This window comes from Amycolatopsis sp. NPDC114504 (assembly GCF_055633595.1).
This window is the reverse complement of record NZ_JBVKDU010000001.1, coordinates 1,176,717-1,192,930: the sequence shown is the minus strand read 5'-3', so window position 1 is coordinate 1,192,930 and position 16,214 is coordinate 1,176,717. Positions and strand designations below refer to the sequence as shown.

Below are 16,214 nucleotides of genomic sequence, written 5' to 3'. Positions count from 1 at the left end.
GCTCGCCTCCCCAAGGACGCCGTGGCACCGCCGTGCCCGGAGAAAGGTCGGAACACCATGAAGAAGAGATCGACGACGTTGCTGACAATGGTCGGGAGCGCGGTGACCGCGGCGCTGACCACGGCCGCCCTGATCGGGATGCCCGCGTCGGCCCACGACGGGAAGAACCAGCAGGGCGCCCAGGCACTCGGCGACCCCGACTACGGCGTGTGCCGCGGCCTCGACTCGCGCTGCTACCACAACTGGGGCAACTTCGACCTCACCAAGGGCGTCCGGGTCCTCGTCTACTCGCGCACGGCGGGCCCGCGCCACGCGAACCTGGGGCCGGCGCTCGGGCCGGGGCTGAACCCACCGCTGACCGCGGCGAACGTCGCGCAGAACGGGCTGATCGAGCTCGGCAAGAAGAACGGGTTCGGCGTCGACTGGACCGAGGACGTCACCCAGCTCGCGAGTCCGAGCACGCTGTTCAAGTACAACGCCGTGATCTTCATGAGCACGACCCGCGACGCACTGGACGACTCGGCCCAGACGTCGCTGCGGCAGTACATCCGGGGCGGCGGCGGGTTCGTCGGCATCCACAACGCGTTCGGCACCGAGTACAACTGGCCGTGGTACGAGGGCCTCCTGGGCGGCGCGAACTACTACGACCACGGTCCGGCGCAGGCCGGCGTGGTGCAGACGGCGGACCGTAACGACGTGTCGACGAAGGGCCTGCCGAACCGCTGGGCGTTCACCGACGAGTGGTACAACCTGGTCCCGTTCCCGAGCAACGTGCGGGTCCTGGCCAAAGTCGACGAGTCGACACTCGCCAAGGGCGTGAAGGGCTCGATGGGCCACCCGGGCCACGGCGACGACCACCCGGTGGCATGGTGCCAGTACTACGACGGCGGCCGGTCATGGGTGACCACGCTCGGCCACGAGAGCTGGGCGTTCACCAACACGACGACAGCGGACGGCGCGGCGTACTTCCAGACGCTGATCGCGAACGGCATCAAGTCCGCCGCGGGGGCGGCTCCGTTCTGCCGCTGATCCTGCGCACAGATGAGCCCGGCCGGGAGATCCCCGGCCGGGCTCATCGCGTTGACAGGGCACTTCACGAAAGCGCTCATGGCCGCGACCGGCCTGACCTCAGTGGCCGCACCGAGCGCGGCCGCTGCGGACGCGACGCGGGTCTACCTGGAGGGGACCGACATGACGACCTGGTTCGACGGGACGGTCAGCTTCACCAACCGGTCGGCGAGCGTCGTCGGAGAGCTCCGAGTGGGAACGTTCAGCTGCCTCCGGCTGTACGGAGCGACCTACACCGCGAGTGGGAAACGGCTCGACTACCGCAGTACCAGTCTGCATTGCGATGACCACACTTGGCCGAGTATCCCGCTCAGCGCCGACGTCGTGGGCGGTGCCGCGAGCGTCGGTGTCTGGATCGCCGACTCCACCGGCAAGTACCTGGACGGGTGCACCATCGAGCGCGGTGACCTGCCGAGGTGCCTCCACGGATAGCGAAACGCCCGGCCGTGGCTTCCACGGCCGGGCGCTTCCGAGCAAGCCCTACAGCCCGAGGTAGATCTGCCGGACCAGCGGATCGTGCGCCAGGTCCGCCGAACTCCCCGTCATCGCGATCCGCCCGTTCTCCATCACCACGCACGTCTCGGTCGCCTCGAACGTCAGCTTCGCGTTCTGCTCCACCAGCAACAGCCCCAGCCCCGACGCGGACAGCCGCTGCAGCGTGCCGAGGATCTCCTCGACCAGCTTCGGGGACAGGCCCATCGACGGCTCGTCCAGCAGCACCAGCCGCGGCTCGGACATCAGGGCCCGTCCGATGGCCAGCATCTGCTGCTGACCGCCCGACAGCGCTCCGGCCAGGCGGTGCTGCATCTCGCCCAGCACCGGGAACATCTCGTAGATCTCCCGCAGCTTCTCCTGCGTCGCGCCCTTCCACGAGCGCAGGTACGCGCCGAGCAGCAGGTTCTTCTCCACCGTCAGGCCGGTGAACACGTGCCGGCCCTCCGGTACGTACCCGATGCCGTGGCGGACGACGTCCTTCGGCTTCACCTTGGTCAGGTCGCGGTCGCCGAGGCGGAGGGTGCCGACCTTGCGGGGCACCAGCCCCATCAGCGCCTTCAACGTCGACGTCTTGCCCGCGCCGTTGGCCCCGATGATGCCCAGGCAACGGCCCGCGCCGACCGTGAACGACACCGAGTTGACCGCCTGGACCCCGCCGTAGTGGACGGTGAGGTCCTCGACGACCAGATCGCCTTGTGCCGACGTGCTCACGGCAACGCCTCCGTCTCGACTGCTTCCACGACCTCGGCCGTGCTGAACGAGTCACCGAGGTAGGCCTCGATCACCTCGGGCCGGACCGCGACCTCCGCCGGGGTGCCCTCGGCGATCACCCGGCCGCTCGCCAGCACCGTGACGCGGTCGCACAACGACATGACCAGACCCATGTTGTGCTCGATCAGCACCACCGTGACACCACTGTCGCGAATGGACCGCACGATCTCCTGCAGCTGCCCGACCTCCTGGCCGTTGAGCCCGGCCGCCGGCTCGTCCAGCAGCAGCAAGCTCGGCTCGGCGGCCATCGCGCGAGCCAGCTCGACGCGTCGCTGGATGCCGTACGGGAGCGAGCGTGGGGCCGCGTCGGCGAAGGCCGTCAGGCCGAACCGCTCCAGCAGCTCCGTCGCGGCCCGGCGCAACCGGCGTTCCTGACGCCAGATGCCGATCGGCCACACCACGTACCGCCACGCCGCACGCATCGGTGTCCGGTCGAGCGCCACGAGGAGGTTCTCCTCGACCGTCATCTCCCCGAACAGGCGCAGGTTCTGGAACGTCCGCGACATCCGCTGGTGCGAGAGCTGGTGCGGCCGCCGCCCGATGAGCGGCCGTCCGCCGAAGCTCGCGGTGCCGCCGCTCGCCGTGTAGATCCCGCTGATCACGTTGAACAGCGTCGTCTTCCCGGAGCCGTTGGGCCCGACGATGCCGCGGATCTCACCCGGCTCGACCGACAGCGTCACGCCGTCCAGGGCCCGCAGGCCGCGGAACTGCTTGCTGATGCCGGAGATTTCGAGCGAGCCCGATCCGGCCGGCGCCGACGCCGGTTCGTACGGGCGGAACGCCGTGAGCGCGCCCGCCTCCCGGTGCCGCCGGCGCCGGATCGCCGCCCGGACCCGCCGGGGGAGACCGGCCAGGCCGGTGGGGGCGAACACGACCATCAGCACCACGACCGAGCCGTAGCCCAGCTGCGCGTAGACGGAGAAGTCGACCAGCGCCTCCCGCACCAGCGCGAGCGCGATCGCGCCGATGACACAGCCGATGATGCTCTGGCGGCCGCCGATGATGACCATCGCCAGCAGCAGGAACATGTTGGCCACGCTGAAGGACTCGGGCGCGATGTAGTGGATCAGCCCGGCGTAGAGGATCCCGGCCGCTCCGCCGTAAACGCTCGCGGTGAGGAACGCCGTCATCCGCAGCAGCGGCACCGGCGCACCGACCGCGCCCGCGGCCAGCGAGTCGTCGCGCATCGCCCGCAGCCGGCGGCCGAGCGCGGTGCGGACGAGGAAGAGCGCGAACCCGATGGCGAGCGCGAAGACGATCAGCTCGAAGTAGTAGTACAGGTACTCGTTGGTCAGGTCGATGCCGAACAGCGGCGGCGCCGGGATCCCGTTGATGCCGGACGCGCCGCCGGCGACCTGGGCGTTGGTGACCCAGTTGGTGAACGCCAGCGCGAGGCCGAGGGTCACGATGCCGAGGTAGTGCGACTGGACCCGCAGGGCCGGGATGCCGACGAAGAGGCCGGCCAGTGCGGTGGCGAGCATCGCGAGCACGGCCGAGACCCAGAAGCCGAGGCCCGAGTTCGTCGTGAAGATCGCCAGTGCGTAGGAGCCGATGCCGAAGAACGCCACCTGGGCCAGGTTGATCTGCCCGGCCACGCCGAGCGCGAGACCCAGGCCGACGGCCAGCAGCGCGAAGACCACCGCGATGTTGACGACGTGGATGCCGTAGGTGTCCAGGCCGTAGGGCAGGAACCAGGCGGCGACGGCGATCGCGGCGGCCGCGATCACCTTGACCGCGGCCGGTCTGGTGCGCGGGAAGGAGCTCATGCCCGGTTCACCGTCCGTTCGCCGAAGAACCCGGTCGGGCGGATCATGATGATGACCGTGAACGCGAGGAACACCACCAGGTCCGAATAGCCCTGGAACTGACCCGACGCGTAGGAGTCGAGCACGCCGATGGCGAGCCCGCCCGCGATCGCGCCGCCGATGTTGCCGAAGCCGCCGAGGATGGCGGCGGCGAACCCCTTGATGCCCAGCGTGCCGCCGAGGGTGGGACTGACGTACAGCAGCGGCCCGACCAGCCCGCCGGCGAGCGCGGCCAGTCCCGCGCCGATCGCGAACGCCATGGCGTTGCTGCGCCCGACGTGGATGCCGACGGCCGTCGCGGCTTCGTGGTCCATCGCGACGGCCTGCATCGCGGCCCCGCGCTTGGTGCGCTGCAGGAACAGCAGGAGCAGCACCGTGGCGACGGCGGCGATGCCGAGCACCACGAGGTTGTAGGTGCGCACGCGGACGCCGAACAGGTCCAGCGGACCGGAGTCCACCGGCGTCGGGACCGCGTGCCCGGTCGCGCCCCAGATGATCGTGGCCAGCGACTCGAGCACCACGCCGAAGCCGATGGTCCCGATCAGCATGAGGTCGAAGTCCTTGTTCTCCAACGGCCGCAGCACCCGCTCCATGACCAGCGCGATGAGCCCGGTGACCACCATCGCGACGACGATCGCGAGGATGAACGGGAGCCGTGAGGACATGTAGAACGTCGAGGCCGCGTAGGCGCCCACCATGACCACCTGGCCGTGGGCGAAGTTCACCAGGCCCATGGTGCGGTAGACGATCGAGAAGCCCATCGCGACGAGGGCGTAGACGGCGCCGAAACTCAGCCCGCCGACGAGGGTCTGGAGCAGAACTTGCATTGAGGGGTCCTTTCCCCGGCAGGGGGCCGCGCTCGACGGCACGGCCCCCCGAGGGCGGGTCAGCTGGCGGGAGCCGCGATGAGCTTGCCGCCGGTGATGACACCGATCGACGTGGCGTGGATACCGACCCCGGTCTGGTCGAACGTGAAGTTCCCGAGCAGCCCGGCGTACTTCGTGCCGCGGATGGCGTCGGCCAGCTGCTGGCCGGTGGCGCCGTTCGACGTCTTCAGCGCGGTGAGGAAGATGCTGGTGCCGTCGAAGCTCTTGGCGCCGTGCAGCTCCGCGTCCTCGTTGTACGCGGCCTTGTAGGCCTGGGCGAACTGACGGGCCGCGTCGCTGCTCTCGTTGCTCAGGTACGGGCTGCTCACGACGGTGCCTTCGGCGTTGCTCGCGCCGGCCGTGCTCAGGTACACCGTCGTGCCCATCGGGGCGGCGCCGGCGATCGTCGCGGTGATGCCGAGCTCACGCGCCTGCTTGACGATCAGCCCCGCCTCGACCTCCTCCGTCCCGACGAACAGCACCTGCGGGTTCTTCTGCCGGATGGAGGTCAGCGCGGCGCTGAAGTCCTTCTGGTCGGTGGTGACGACCTGGTCGTCGACCGGCGTGACCCCGCGCCCGGCCAGCGCCTTGCCGAACGCGTCGTGCTCGCCCTTGCCGTAGGAGCCGTTGTTGGTGATGAACGCGATGGTCTTCTGGCCCTTCTGGTCGACCAGGTACTTCGCGAGCGTCTCGTCGTAGGTCGTGCTGGTCGGCCCGTTGAGGAACTGGAACGGGCTCTTGACCGCGATGATCGACGGCGACTGCCCGGAGGTGATGCTCGGGATCTTCGCCTGCTGCAGGACCGGCGCCATCGCCACGGTGACCGCGCTCTCGGCGGTGCCGATCATCGCGATGTAGCCCTCGCTGGCGATCTTGCGCGCCAGGTTCGTGCCGACCGTCGGGTCGCCGGCGTCGTCGAACACGTCGAGCTGGATCTTGCGGCCGTTCACCCCGCCCTTCGCGTTCCACTGCTCGACCGCCAGCTTCGCGCCCTTGTACTCCCACGCGCCCAGCGAGCTGAGCTGGCCGCTCTGCGCGTCGACCACCGCGATCTTGATCGGGCCGCTGCTGTCCGATGTGGACGGCGTCGAGCCGCCGGGTGCGCTGCAGGCGGTCGCGGCTCCCGCGGCGAGCAGGGTCAGCGCGGCCAGCAGACGTCTGGTTCCGGGTCGGTTCATCGGGGACACTCCATTGTGTGCGGTTGCGGGGTCATTCGAAGACGCCTTGGTAGATGTCGGTGATGTTCCAGTACCCCGGGGTCGGCACCGGTTCGTTGACCATGGGGACGTCGAGCACGGCCGGGCGCCGGTTCGCGATCGCCTCGCGCAGTGCGGCGGCGAGGTCCTCCGGGCGGTCGACGGGGTAGCCGTCGGCGCCGCAGGCCCGGCCGAAAGCCGCGAAGTCCGGGGACGAGGGGTTGCCGTCGCGGTCGCGGAACTCGCAGCCGAAGCTCCGGCCGAAGTTGTGGGCCTGCAGGTCCGCGATGGTGCCGTGCGCCTTGTTGTTCATCACCACGAACAGCACGGGCAGGCCCCGCTCGACGGCCAGGGGCACGGCGGGCAGCTGCGAGCTCATCCCGCCGTCGCCGACGAGCGCGACGACGACGCGGTCCGGCCAGGCCAGCTGCACGCCGACCGCGGCGGCCGGGCCGAAGCCCATCGTCGACGCGCCCCCGGGCGTGATGAACCGGCCCTCTTCGGGCAGTTCGTAGCACTGCGCGACGCCGTTCTTGTTCCAGCCGACGTCGGTGACGAGCACGGCGTTCGCGGGGAGCGTCGTGCGCAGGTCCTCCAGGATCCGTTCGGGGCGAAGGGGAAAGTCGTCGCTGCGGCCGCGCTCCTGGCTCGCCGCGAAGAGGTCCGAGCGCACCGTGCCGATCTGCTCGCGGATGTCGGTGCGCTCGACGGGTTCGGCCACGAGGCTCTTGACGGCGGCCGCGATGGCCGGCACGGCGTGGTTCACGTCGGCGACCGCGCCGATCTCGACGGGGTAGTTGCGGCCGATCTCCGCGGCGTCGAGGTCGATCTGGATCAGCCGGCCCGGCGGGAACGCCCAGGTGTACTCGGAGTTCCACGAGCTGGCGTCGGTTTCGGCGAAGCGGGTCGCGAGGGCGAGGACGACGTCGGCCTTGCGGGTGTACTCGTTGGTCAGCTCGAGGCCCCAGAACCCGGTCATGCCCATCACGAGGGGGTGGCGGTCGGGCAGGGTGCCCTTGGCCATCAGGGAGTGCGCCACCGGGATGTCGAGGTGCTCGACCAGGTCGAGCAGCGCGGCGCGGCCCTCGGGCGAGCGCAGGCCGCCGCCGAGGTAGACGAGCGGGCGTTCGGCGCCGGCCAGGACCTCCGCGATCCGGCGGGCGTCCGCGTCGGACAGCGCCGGCTTCGCCGTGTGCGCCACGAGCGGGTATTCGGCGAGCGGGACTTCGCGGGAGAAGTGGTCCATCGGGACGTTGAGCAGCACGGCGCCGGGACGGCCCGACGTCGCGGTCCAGAAGGCGCGCTCGGTGAACCGGGCGAGGTCTTCGGCGCGGTGCACGTGCCAGGCCCGCTTGACGAAGGGCCGGTAGATGGCCGTCTGGTCGGCGTCGGCGTGCAGGTTGACTTCCTGGTGCGGGCCCCGGCCGTGGTAGTAGGACGGGATGTCGCCGGAGATCGCGATCAGCGGCACCGAGTCCAGCGCCGCGGTGGCCACGCCGGTGACCGCGTTCATCATGCCGGGCCCGACGTGCACCAGCAGCACGCCGGGCTTGCCCGACGCCCGGGCGTAGCCGTCGGCGGCGTGGGCCGCGGCCTGCTCGTGGCGGGCCATCACGAACTCGATGCCGCTGCGGCCCAGCGCGTCCAGCAGCGCGATGTTCGTGTGCCCGCACAGGCCGAAGACGTACTCGACGCCGTAGGACTCCAGCTGGCGGACGAGCGCGTCGGCGGCGGTGATGGTCGGGGCGGGGTCGCTCATCGAAGTCGAACTCCTCGGTCGCTCGGCGGTTTCGGTCACTGCTCGCCCCAGATGGACAGGTCGCGCAGCACGAGGGTCTTGACGACGGTGTAGTCGTCGATCATGGGAGCGGGGGACTCGCGGCCGAAGCCGGAGTCCTTGACCCCGCCGAAGGGCACGTGGTCCAGCCGGAAGTTCGACGAGCCGTTGACGATCAGGCCGCCGACCTGCAGCTCCCGCCAGGCGGTGAAGACCGTGCCGATGTCCCGGGTGAAGAGGCCCGCCTGCAGGCCGAACCGGCTGGTGTTGCACGACGCGATGACCGTGTCGAGGTCGTCGAAGGGCAGCACGGCGACCAGTGCGCCGAAGACCTCCTCGACGACGACCGTCGCGTCCGGCGCGGGGTCGGCGACGATCGTGGGCAGCAGTGTCGCGCCGTCCCGGCTGCCGCCCAGCAGCACCCGCGCGCCACCGGCCGCCGCCTCCGCGGTCCACTTCTCGACACGGGCCGCGGCCTCTTCGTCGACCATCGAGCCGATGTCGGTGGCCGGGTCGAGCGGATCGCCGACGCGCAGGCCCTCGACCTCGGTGCGGAAGGCGGCGAGGAAGTCCTCGAAGCGGCTGCGGTGCACGTAGACCCGCTGCACGGAGATGCAGCTCTGGCCGGAGTTGCTGTAGCCGGTGCGCGCGCAGGTCCGCGCCGCGAGGGCGAGGTCGGCGTCCGCGCACACCAGCGTCGCGGCGTTGCCGCCGAGTTCGAGCACCAGCCGTTTCGCCCCGGCGGCCCGGGCGACCGCGTTCCCGGTCTCCGCGCTGCCGGTGAAGCTGATGACCGCGACCTCGCGGGCCGCGCACAGGGCGGCGCCGACGTCACCGCCGCCGTGCAGCAGCTGCACCGCTTCCGGCGGCATGCCCGCTGCCAGCAGGAGAGCGACGACGGCGGCGGTCGTGGCCGGCGCCTGGGGCGGGGCCTTGACGAGCGTGGTGTTGCCGGCGGCGAAGGAGGCGCCGAGCTTGTGCGCGAGCAGGTTCGCCGGCGCGTTGAACGGGGTGATCGCGAGCGCCACCCCGGCCGGCGCGCGGTAGGTCAGCGCGGTGTTGCCGACCCCGCGTTCCCAGCCCGCGACCGGCAGGTTCTCCCCGCCGATGCGGCGGGTTTCGGCGGCGCAGACGGCGAAGGTGTCGGCGACGCGGTCGAGCTCGCCCCGGCCGTCCTTGAGCGGTTTCCCGAGCTCGAGCGCGATCAGCCGGGCGATGCCGTCCCGGTGGTCTCCGGCGAGCCGGGACGCGCGGTCGAGGATCGCCGCGCGGGTGGCCGGGGCCAGGCGGGCGACGGCGGGGGCGGAAGCGGCGGCGTACGCGACCGCGCGGGCCACCTGGCCCTCGTCCGCGGTGAACGACGTCGTGACGACTTTTCGCTGGTGGGGGCCGATGCGCTCGGCCGGTGAACCCTCGCGGGACCACTGGCCGGCGACGAACGCGGCGGCCTCGATCGGGGTATCGGATTTCGCGGCTTCGAGGATCTGCTCCAGCACCGCCACACTCCCTAGTGAACCATCAAACGGCACATCTGGACCGCTCTGCGGACTCCGTGTAACGTACGGTCAGCCGCCTGTCGGTGGCAAGAGCGGGATCTGAAACTGTTGCGAACTGGTCCACCGGCCGGGGACCCGCAACGCGACGAAGGGTGTGCAGTGATGAAGGCTGACGGAGCCGAGGAGCGCGACGGCTCATCCGGCGAAGGAGGCGTGCGGAGTGTCCAGCGCGCGCTGGACATCCTCGGGCTGCTGACCGACGAACGGCCCACCGTCACGATCTCCGACATCGTGAAGGCGACGGGTCTCGCGAAGACGACGGCGATCCGGCTGGCGCAGACGCTGGAGCTGAACGGCCTGCTGTGGTCGACCAGCAAGGGCTACATGGCGGGGCCGGGACTCTGGCGGTGGGCGCACCTCGCGCGGCAGACCTGGGAGCTGCCGGCCGAGATGAAGCAGCTCATGCGCGAGCTCGGGGATCGCCAGCGGGAGACGGTGAACCTCTACGTCATCCGCGACATGTACCGGGTTTGCGTGGCCCAGCAGGAAAGTTCGCAGCCGCTGCGGCACGTGGTGCGGGTGGGTGACGAGCTCCCGCTGTGGGGTGGCGCTTCGTCGAAAGTCTTGCTCCGCGAGGCTTCTCCTGCTTTGCTGAAGCGGATCGCACGCAGTTCCCCTTACGGTGCGGACCATGCGGAAAGCCTCCGAAAAGGACTGACCGAAGCGGCCGAACAGGGGTTCGCGGTGAGTCACGGCGAACGCGAGGCCGGACTGTCGGCCGTGGCGGTTCCCGTGCTCGGCAAGAACGGTTCCGTCGCCGCCGCGTTGTCGCTGAGCGGCCCCACCGTCCGCTTCTCCGAAGACCGGATCGCCGAGTTCGTCGCCGACCTCACCGAGTCCGCTTCGCGGATGAGCGAGCGGGGCTTCGACCATCCGTTCGCCGGCTGACCCCGGCGGCGCTCGTCGTCTGGTGCAAGGAGAGGGAATGACGCAAAGACCGCTTCGCGGTATCCGGGTGCTCGACCTGACCAACGTCCTCGCGGGACCGTACTGCAGCTACCAGCTCATGCTGTTCGGCGCCGAGGTGGTCAAGGTCGAGCTGCCGGGTTCGGGTGACCTCGCCCGGAACCTGGGACCGGACGCGGTCCTGAACCGCGCCGGGATCGGGACGTCGTTCCTGGCACAGAACGCCGGCAAGAAGTCGATCGAGCTCGATCTCAAGGACGCCGGGCAGCGGGAGTTGTTCCAGGACCTGGTCCGCGGCGCGGACGTCGTCCTCGAGAACTACCGGGCGGGTGTGCTCGACCGCCTCGGTTTCGGCTGGAAACACTTGCGGGAGCTCAACTCCGGGCTGGTGTACTGCGCCATCTCGGGGTTCGGCCAAAGTGGACCGATGAGCCAGGCCCCGGCCTACGACCAGATCATCCAGGGCCTGTCGGGCATGATGAGCGTGACCGGGACCCCCGAAACCGCGCCGCTGCGCGTGGGTTTCCCGGTCTCGGACACCGTCGGCGGGCTGATGGCCGCCCTCGCCATCTCGGCGGCGCTGGTCGGCCGGGACCGCACGGGCGAAGGCAGCTTCCTGGACCTGTCGATGCTAGAAGCGTCCATTTCGGCCATGGGCTGGGCGGTGTCGAACTACGTGATCAGCGGCGTCGCGCCGGTGCCGATGGGCCGCGACAACGCCACGGCGGCGCCGTCGGGCACGTTCTTCGCCGCGGACGGGCCGCTGAACATCGCGGCGAACCGGCAGGAGCAGTTCGTCACCCTGTGCACGCTGGTGGGGCGGCCCGACCTCGTCACGGACTCCCGGTTCGCCGACCGGGAGGATCGCAAGGCACACCGGGCGGTCCTCGACGCCGAGCTGAACCAGGCCCTCGGCGCGCGGCCCGCCCTCGAATGGGAGCGGCTGCTCTCCGACGCGGGCGTCCCGGCGGCCCGGATCCTCACGGTCCCGCAGGCCCTCGACTCCGACCAGCTCACCCACCGCGGCTTCTTCACCGAACTGCCGTTCCCCGGCCAGGCCGAGCGCACGTTGCGCGCCAGCGGCAACGGCGTCCTGCTCGACGGGGAGCCGCTGCGGCCGGGCACGCGGCCGCCGCTGCTCGGGGAGCACAACGACCAAGCCGTCGAGCTGGCCCGCCGCTGGAACGCCGAAACGCCGCTTCCCCGGCCGGCGCCGGAACCGTCGCTCGCGCCCGTGGACAAGGACTGAGATGGCCGAGGAAGCAACCGCCGCCGACGTCGCGGACTGGTGGGCGAACGCGATCTGCCGGATGGAACCCGGCGTGGTCGAGCTGCGCGGGACGCCCGTGCAGGACTTGATCGGCTCGCACGGCTTCGTCGCCACGATCTGGTTGATGGTGCGGGGAACCAGCCCCGATCCGCGGGAGGCGGCCCTGCTCGAAGCGGCGATGGTCGCGTCGGTCGACCACGGCCCGCAGGCGCCGTCGATCGCGATCGCCCGGATGACCGCGACGTGCGGGGTCGGTCTCAACAACGCGATGGCGTCCGGGGTGAACGCGCTGGGCGACTCCCACGGCGGCGCCGGTCAGCAGTGCGTGGAACTGCTGACGGCGATCGTCGAGCGTGAGGCGGCCGGCGATTCGCTGGAGGTCGCGACCGTGGCCGTCGTGGCGGAGTTCCGGGAGCACAGCCGTTACCTGCCCGGCTTCGGCCACCGGTTCCACCCGCGCGACCCGCGTCGCGACCCGTTGCTGGGGCTGGTGGAGGAAGCCGTCGCCGACGGGGTCGTCGAAGGGAGGTACCTGCGTGCCGCACTCGCGGTCGAAGCGTTGCTGAACAGGGGACGCGCCAAGCCGGTGCCGATGAACATCGACGGCGCCACCGCGGTGATCTACGCCGAGCTGGGCTTCCCGGCACCGCTCGCGCGCGGGTTGTTCGTGCTGAGCCGCAGCGTCGGAATCCTGGCCCACGCTTGGGAAGAGACGACGCAGGGCCGGCGCAACAAGGGGCCGATGCCGACGTCGATCCTGCCGACGGTGCTCGCCGCCGGACCGTGATCGACGGATTTTGTCGGTGCCCTCCGTTACGGTCGCGACGTGACGTTATTGGAGGCTTTCGAAGACGACGAGTACTTGCCCGAGTACGGGACGGTCGTGGTCCGCGACTGTCACGCCGTTGACGCGTCGGACCCGCTGGAGAACGCGGTGCTCGCCGAGCTCGCGACCGACGCGTTGTCCGGAACGGTCGCGACGGCCGGGGACGGCTGGCTGCACGGCCACGCCGGCGACCCGTTCCAGGCGGTGCGCCTCGAGTCTCATGACGTGCTTCCGTCCCTCGTCGTCGAGGAGTGGGATGACGTCGTCGAGTCGCCGTTCCACAGCCGGACCGGCCGGATCGCGCTGGGCTACCTCACCGGCGGCGAGGACGACACGGGTCTGGATCTGGGGCGGCGAGGCCTGTTCCGGGTGCGGGTGGCACGCCGTCCCGCGGACGACGGCGAAGAGGGCGATGTCTGGCTCATGCAGTTCTGGCCGTCCGCCGAACCGGGGCTGCCTCGCTGGGTGCGGCGGACCCGGCCGGCGCTGCCCGCGCCGGGCGACGGCTGGCGGGAGGTCCTCGGGTTCGCGGTGCTGGACGTCGCCTGGACCGCCGCCGGGTACGGGCCGCCCCGCCCGGACACCTGGCTCGACGAGCCCCTGCGCGGCGACCCGCCGGACGCGGCGATCTGCGCGCAACTGGGCGTGGCGCCGCCCGAGTCGCAGCGGGACGCGGTGGCGTTGCTGGTCACCGCCGGGGTTCTCGCGTCCGAAGGGGACGGCTGGCGGCTCGTCGAAAGTCCGCCGCTCGCGGCCGAACGGCTCGACCTGCCCGGCCCGCTCGCGGCGCGGGTCACCGACGCCGCGGACCGCGCGCGGTACACGTGGGCCGCCGCGGACCTCACCAGCGTCGCGGCGTGGGGCGACCCGGCACCGGTCGCCGATCTAGCGGAACGGCTGCTCCTCGCACCGGACGAGCTGCCCGGCTTGCTCGCCCACGCCGTCGCCACCGGCTTGGTCCGGCAAACCGGGAACGGAATCGTGGCCCTGCCACGGCGTCCACCGGAACCGGTCGCGCTCCCCGTGGCGGCGGTCCGCCCGCGTCGCACGGCGAACCCCGAGACGTTCGAGGGAGCGCCGCCACGAGCCGGCGTGATGGGCGGCAACGGCGACGTCGTGGTGTGGCGGCTCGACGGGCCGGTCGTGCTCGGCCAGGTTCCGCACCAGTACCGGTACCACGCCTGCGAAACGCCGGCCGGCATCGCGGTGGCGACGTCCGGCGGCCCGGGAACGCTGGTGCGCTGGGACGGCACCACCGAGCCACTGCCCGTCGACCTGGGGACGCGTCCGGTTCGTAGCGCGGACGGGCGGTTCCTGGGCGGGTTCGAGCTGCACGTCGGGCGCCGGTCGTGGGACCGGCCCCACCTCCTGGACATCACGACGGGCGAGGTCACGAGCTTGCCCGAGTCCGACGGGCTGACCCGCCACGCGCTCGCGGTGGTCGACGGCGCGTTGTACTACGCCGAGAGCCAACCAAGCGGCACAAGCACGTTCCGCTGGCGCCCCGGCACCGAGCCCGAGCCGCTGGCCCCCGACCTCTGGCAGATCGACCCGATTTCCGGAGCGGCCCTGGAACGCGGCGCCGGGGGAGTGTTCGTCCACACCCCGGCGGGCGCCCGAATCCCGATCGCCGCGGACCGGCCGTACGAGCTGGCCCCCGGCGGCGAGCGGCTCGTGGCGTACGACTACCCGGCGCATTCGGCCTGGCTGCTCGACCTCGGCACGACGGAACCGGAGGAGCATCCGTTGCCCGAGGGCTGCGAGCTGAGCACGGCGATCCCTTCGGCCCCATTCTGGGAGACCCGATCGACAGTGGTGTTCCAGCACGAGCGCGGCGCCCGCACCCGAATGGTGCGCTGGCACGTCGCGGCGGGGCGGTTCGACCATTACGAGCTGCCGGATCTGGTCGGCTACCGGCCTTTCGCGGTGCGCCCCATCCTCCGGCCGTGAGCATGGTGCCGGTGAGGACTGCCGCGATGCCCGTCGGCCGCAAGACGAGTCCGCCGACCGTTGGCTGCTGCCGCGATGCCGCCCCTTCGCCCCCTGCCGCGATGCCGGGGACCTGCGCCGCCCACTGCCGATCGGCTATGGCTCGACCAGCCGCCGCACGGCTTCCACCACCGTTGCCCGCCTGGCCTCGTGCTCCTGTGGGCCCAGGTCGCTGATCTCCGGGCTTTGCAGTGCCCACATCGAGGCGGTGTTGATCGTGAGCATCAGCAGTTCCGGGGCGGTGAAGCGGGTCGAGAGCCTGCCGTCCTCCTGGGCCTGGCGGATCGCATCGACCTTGGTCTGGTTCGACCTCGCGATGGCCTCGATCGGGGGCCGGCCGCCCTGCTGTTCCAGGCGGTGCCACGTCGCGAGGCGCATCACCTCCGGGTGGGCCGTCTGGCCGTCGAAAAGTGCGCCCGCGTACTCGGGCAGGTCGTCGGGGGCGATCGGGGCCAGCTCGGTCGCCTGGACGACGACCTGGTCGAACACCGCGGTGAAGAGCTCTTCCTTGCTGCCGAAGTAGGTGTAGACGAGGCCCGCGCTGCAGCCGGCCCGGCCGGCGAGCCGGTCGATCCGCGCGCCGGCGATGCCGTGCTCGGCGAACTCGGCCAGCGCGGCCTCCAGTAGGGCGCGGCGCTTGGCCTCGGGGTCTCGTGGTGCCATGCGCCAAACCTATTGAATGAACGTTCATTTGACAACTGGAGCCGCGCCGTGCTTACCTGACGACGTCGAGTTGAATGAACGTTCATTTAGGAGTCGAGATGGTCGTCCCTCCGCTAGTCGGCAAACGCGCGCTGGTCACCGGTGGGACCGGTGGTATCGGGCTCGAAACGGCGTTGGCGCTGGCCAGGGCCGGTGCCGACGTGGTCATCGCCGGACGCGGGGCGGCGAAGGTCGACCAGGCCGTCGCGGCGGTCCGCGAGGCCGCCGGCGCCGCCAAGGTGGACGGGCTGGTGCTCGACCTCGCCTCGCTGACGTCGATCGACAGCGCCGCCTCCGAAGTCCTCGCCGCCGGGCAACCGCTGGACCTGCTGATCGCCAACGCGGGCGTCATGGCCGTGCCGGAGCGCCGGGAGACCGCCGACGGGTTCGAGCTGACGTTCGGCACCAACCACCTCGGGCACTTCGCCCTCACCGGACGCCTGCTGCCGGCCCTGCTCGCCGCGCCCGCGGCCCGGGTCGTGACGGTCAGCGCGAAGGTCGCGCGCACCAAGAACGCGACGCTGGAAGACCCGCTGAGCAAGGCGTCCTACTCGGGGATGGCCGCGTACACGAAGTCGAAGCTGGCGAACGTCGTCTTCACGCTGGAGCTGGCCCGGCGGGCGAGCGGCACCGGAGTCACCGCGGTCGCCGTGCATCCGGGCACGAGCAACACCGGGCTCCAGCAGCACCTGCCGAAGTACATGCAGGTGATCGCGTCCGCGGTGCTCGAACGGTTCGTGGGCCAGAGCCCGGCCGACGCGGCCCGCCCGTCCCTCTACGCCGCGACGAACCCCGGCATCAAGCCGGGCGACTTCGTCGTGCCGGAGGGCCGCGCCGAGCTGCGTGGCGCTCCGCATGTCGCCGAAATGCCCGCCGCCGCAACCGATCCCTCCGTCGGGCGTCGGTTGTGGGAGCTGTCCGAAGAGCTGACCCACGTCACCTACGCGTTCCGCTGAAAGGACTTTCGCCCGCTACCGGCTCGCGCCG

14 protein-coding genes are annotated in these 16,214 nt (G+C 71.1%); 7 read left to right on the top strand and 7 right to left on the bottom strand.

The window, feature by feature from the left end:
• The first annotated feature begins 57 nt into the window (after positions 1-57).
• Positions 58-1,029 (top strand): ThuA domain-containing protein, encoded by a 972-nt coding sequence (locus ACZ7PG_RS05475; RefSeq protein WP_470237882.1) that lies wholly within the window; start codon positions 58-60, stop codon positions 1,027-1,029.
• A 12-nt stretch (positions 1,030-1,041) separates the two neighbouring features.
• Entirely contained in the window at positions 1,042-1,500 is a 459-nt protein-coding gene (locus tag ACZ7PG_RS05470) for a hypothetical protein (RefSeq protein WP_470237881.1), read from the top strand.
• A gap of 48 nt (positions 1,501-1,548) precedes the next feature.
• Here ACZ7PG_RS05470 and ACZ7PG_RS05465 read toward each other — a convergent pair whose 3' ends face one another.
• The 6 genes from ACZ7PG_RS05465 to ACZ7PG_RS05440 are packed head-to-tail and all read right to left on the bottom strand — an operon-like array spanning position 1,549 to position 9,474.
• Positions 1,549-2,274: an ABC transporter ATP-binding protein gene (locus ACZ7PG_RS05465; protein WP_470237880.1), complete on the bottom strand. Its 726-nt coding sequence runs from the start codon at positions 2,272-2,274 to the stop codon at positions 1,549-1,551.
• Positions 2,271-4,100 (bottom strand): branched-chain amino acid ABC transporter ATP-binding protein/permease, encoded by a 1,830-nt coding sequence (locus ACZ7PG_RS05460; protein WP_470237879.1) that lies wholly within the window; start codon positions 4,098-4,100, stop codon positions 2,271-2,273. The genes ACZ7PG_RS05465 and ACZ7PG_RS05460 overlap by 4 nt, the downstream gene beginning before the upstream one ends.
• On the bottom strand, positions 4,097-4,966 hold the full coding sequence (locus ACZ7PG_RS05455; RefSeq protein WP_470237878.1) for a branched-chain amino acid ABC transporter permease: 870 nt from the start codon (positions 4,964-4,966) through the stop codon (positions 4,097-4,099). The genes ACZ7PG_RS05460 and ACZ7PG_RS05455 overlap by 4 nt, the downstream gene beginning before the upstream one ends.
• Positions 4,967-5,025: 59 nt before the next feature.
• Positions 5,026-6,183 carry an ABC transporter substrate-binding protein gene (locus ACZ7PG_RS05450; protein ID WP_470237877.1) on the bottom strand — a complete coding sequence of 386 codons (1,158 nt, stop codon included), beginning with the start codon at positions 6,181-6,183 and terminating at the stop codon, positions 5,026-5,028.
• Between the two features lie 31 nt (positions 6,184-6,214).
• A complete protein-coding gene (locus ACZ7PG_RS05445; protein WP_470237876.1) occupies positions 6,215-7,960 on the bottom strand; it encodes a thiamine pyrophosphate-binding protein in 1,746 nt (581 codons plus the stop codon).
• Positions 7,961-7,995: 35 nt separating this feature from the next.
• The gene (locus ACZ7PG_RS05440) at positions 7,996-9,474 is read right to left on the bottom strand and encodes an aldehyde dehydrogenase family protein (protein WP_470237875.1); all 1,479 of its coding nucleotides are present in this window, start codon (positions 9,472-9,474) and stop codon (positions 7,996-7,998) included.
• Positions 9,475-9,636: 162 nt separating this feature from the next.
• Here ACZ7PG_RS05440 and ACZ7PG_RS05435 point away from each other — a divergent pair, with 162 nt between their 5' ends.
• From ACZ7PG_RS05435 to ACZ7PG_RS05420, 4 genes are read left to right on the top strand one after another with little or no spacing between them, the layout of a single operon-like run.
• Positions 9,637-10,422: an IclR family transcriptional regulator gene (locus ACZ7PG_RS05435; RefSeq protein WP_470237874.1), complete on the top strand. Its 786-nt coding sequence runs from the start codon at positions 9,637-9,639 to the stop codon at positions 10,420-10,422.
• 37 nt (positions 10,423-10,459) lie between these two features.
• Positions 10,460-11,689: a CaiB/BaiF CoA transferase family protein gene (locus tag ACZ7PG_RS05430; RefSeq protein ID WP_470237873.1), complete on the top strand. Its 1,230-nt coding sequence runs from the start codon at positions 10,460-10,462 to the stop codon at positions 11,687-11,689.
• Between the two features lies 1 nt (position 11,690).
• Positions 11,691-12,497 carry a citryl-CoA lyase gene (locus ACZ7PG_RS05425; protein WP_470237872.1) on the top strand — a complete coding sequence of 269 codons (807 nt, stop codon included), beginning with the start codon at positions 11,691-11,693 and terminating at the stop codon, positions 12,495-12,497.
• 39 nt (positions 12,498-12,536) lie between these two features.
• Positions 12,537-14,486, top strand: coding sequence for a hypothetical protein (locus ACZ7PG_RS05420; protein ID WP_470237871.1), 1,950 nt, complete (start codon positions 12,537-12,539; stop codon positions 14,484-14,486).
• Between the two features lie 135 nt (positions 14,487-14,621).
• Here ACZ7PG_RS05420 and ACZ7PG_RS05415 read toward each other — a convergent pair whose 3' ends face one another.
• Positions 14,622-15,188 carry a TetR/AcrR family transcriptional regulator gene (locus tag ACZ7PG_RS05415; RefSeq protein WP_470237870.1) on the bottom strand — a complete coding sequence of 189 codons (567 nt, stop codon included), beginning with the start codon at positions 15,186-15,188 and terminating at the stop codon, positions 14,622-14,624.
• A gap of 98 nt (positions 15,189-15,286) precedes the next feature.
• On the opposite strand from ACZ7PG_RS05415, the gene ACZ7PG_RS05410 reads away from it, so the two are divergent.
• Complete coding sequence (locus tag ACZ7PG_RS05410; protein ID WP_470237869.1) at positions 15,287-16,183, top strand: oxidoreductase; 897 nt, start codon at positions 15,287-15,289, stop codon at positions 16,181-16,183.
• The last annotated feature ends 31 nt before the right edge of the window (positions 16,184-16,214 follow it).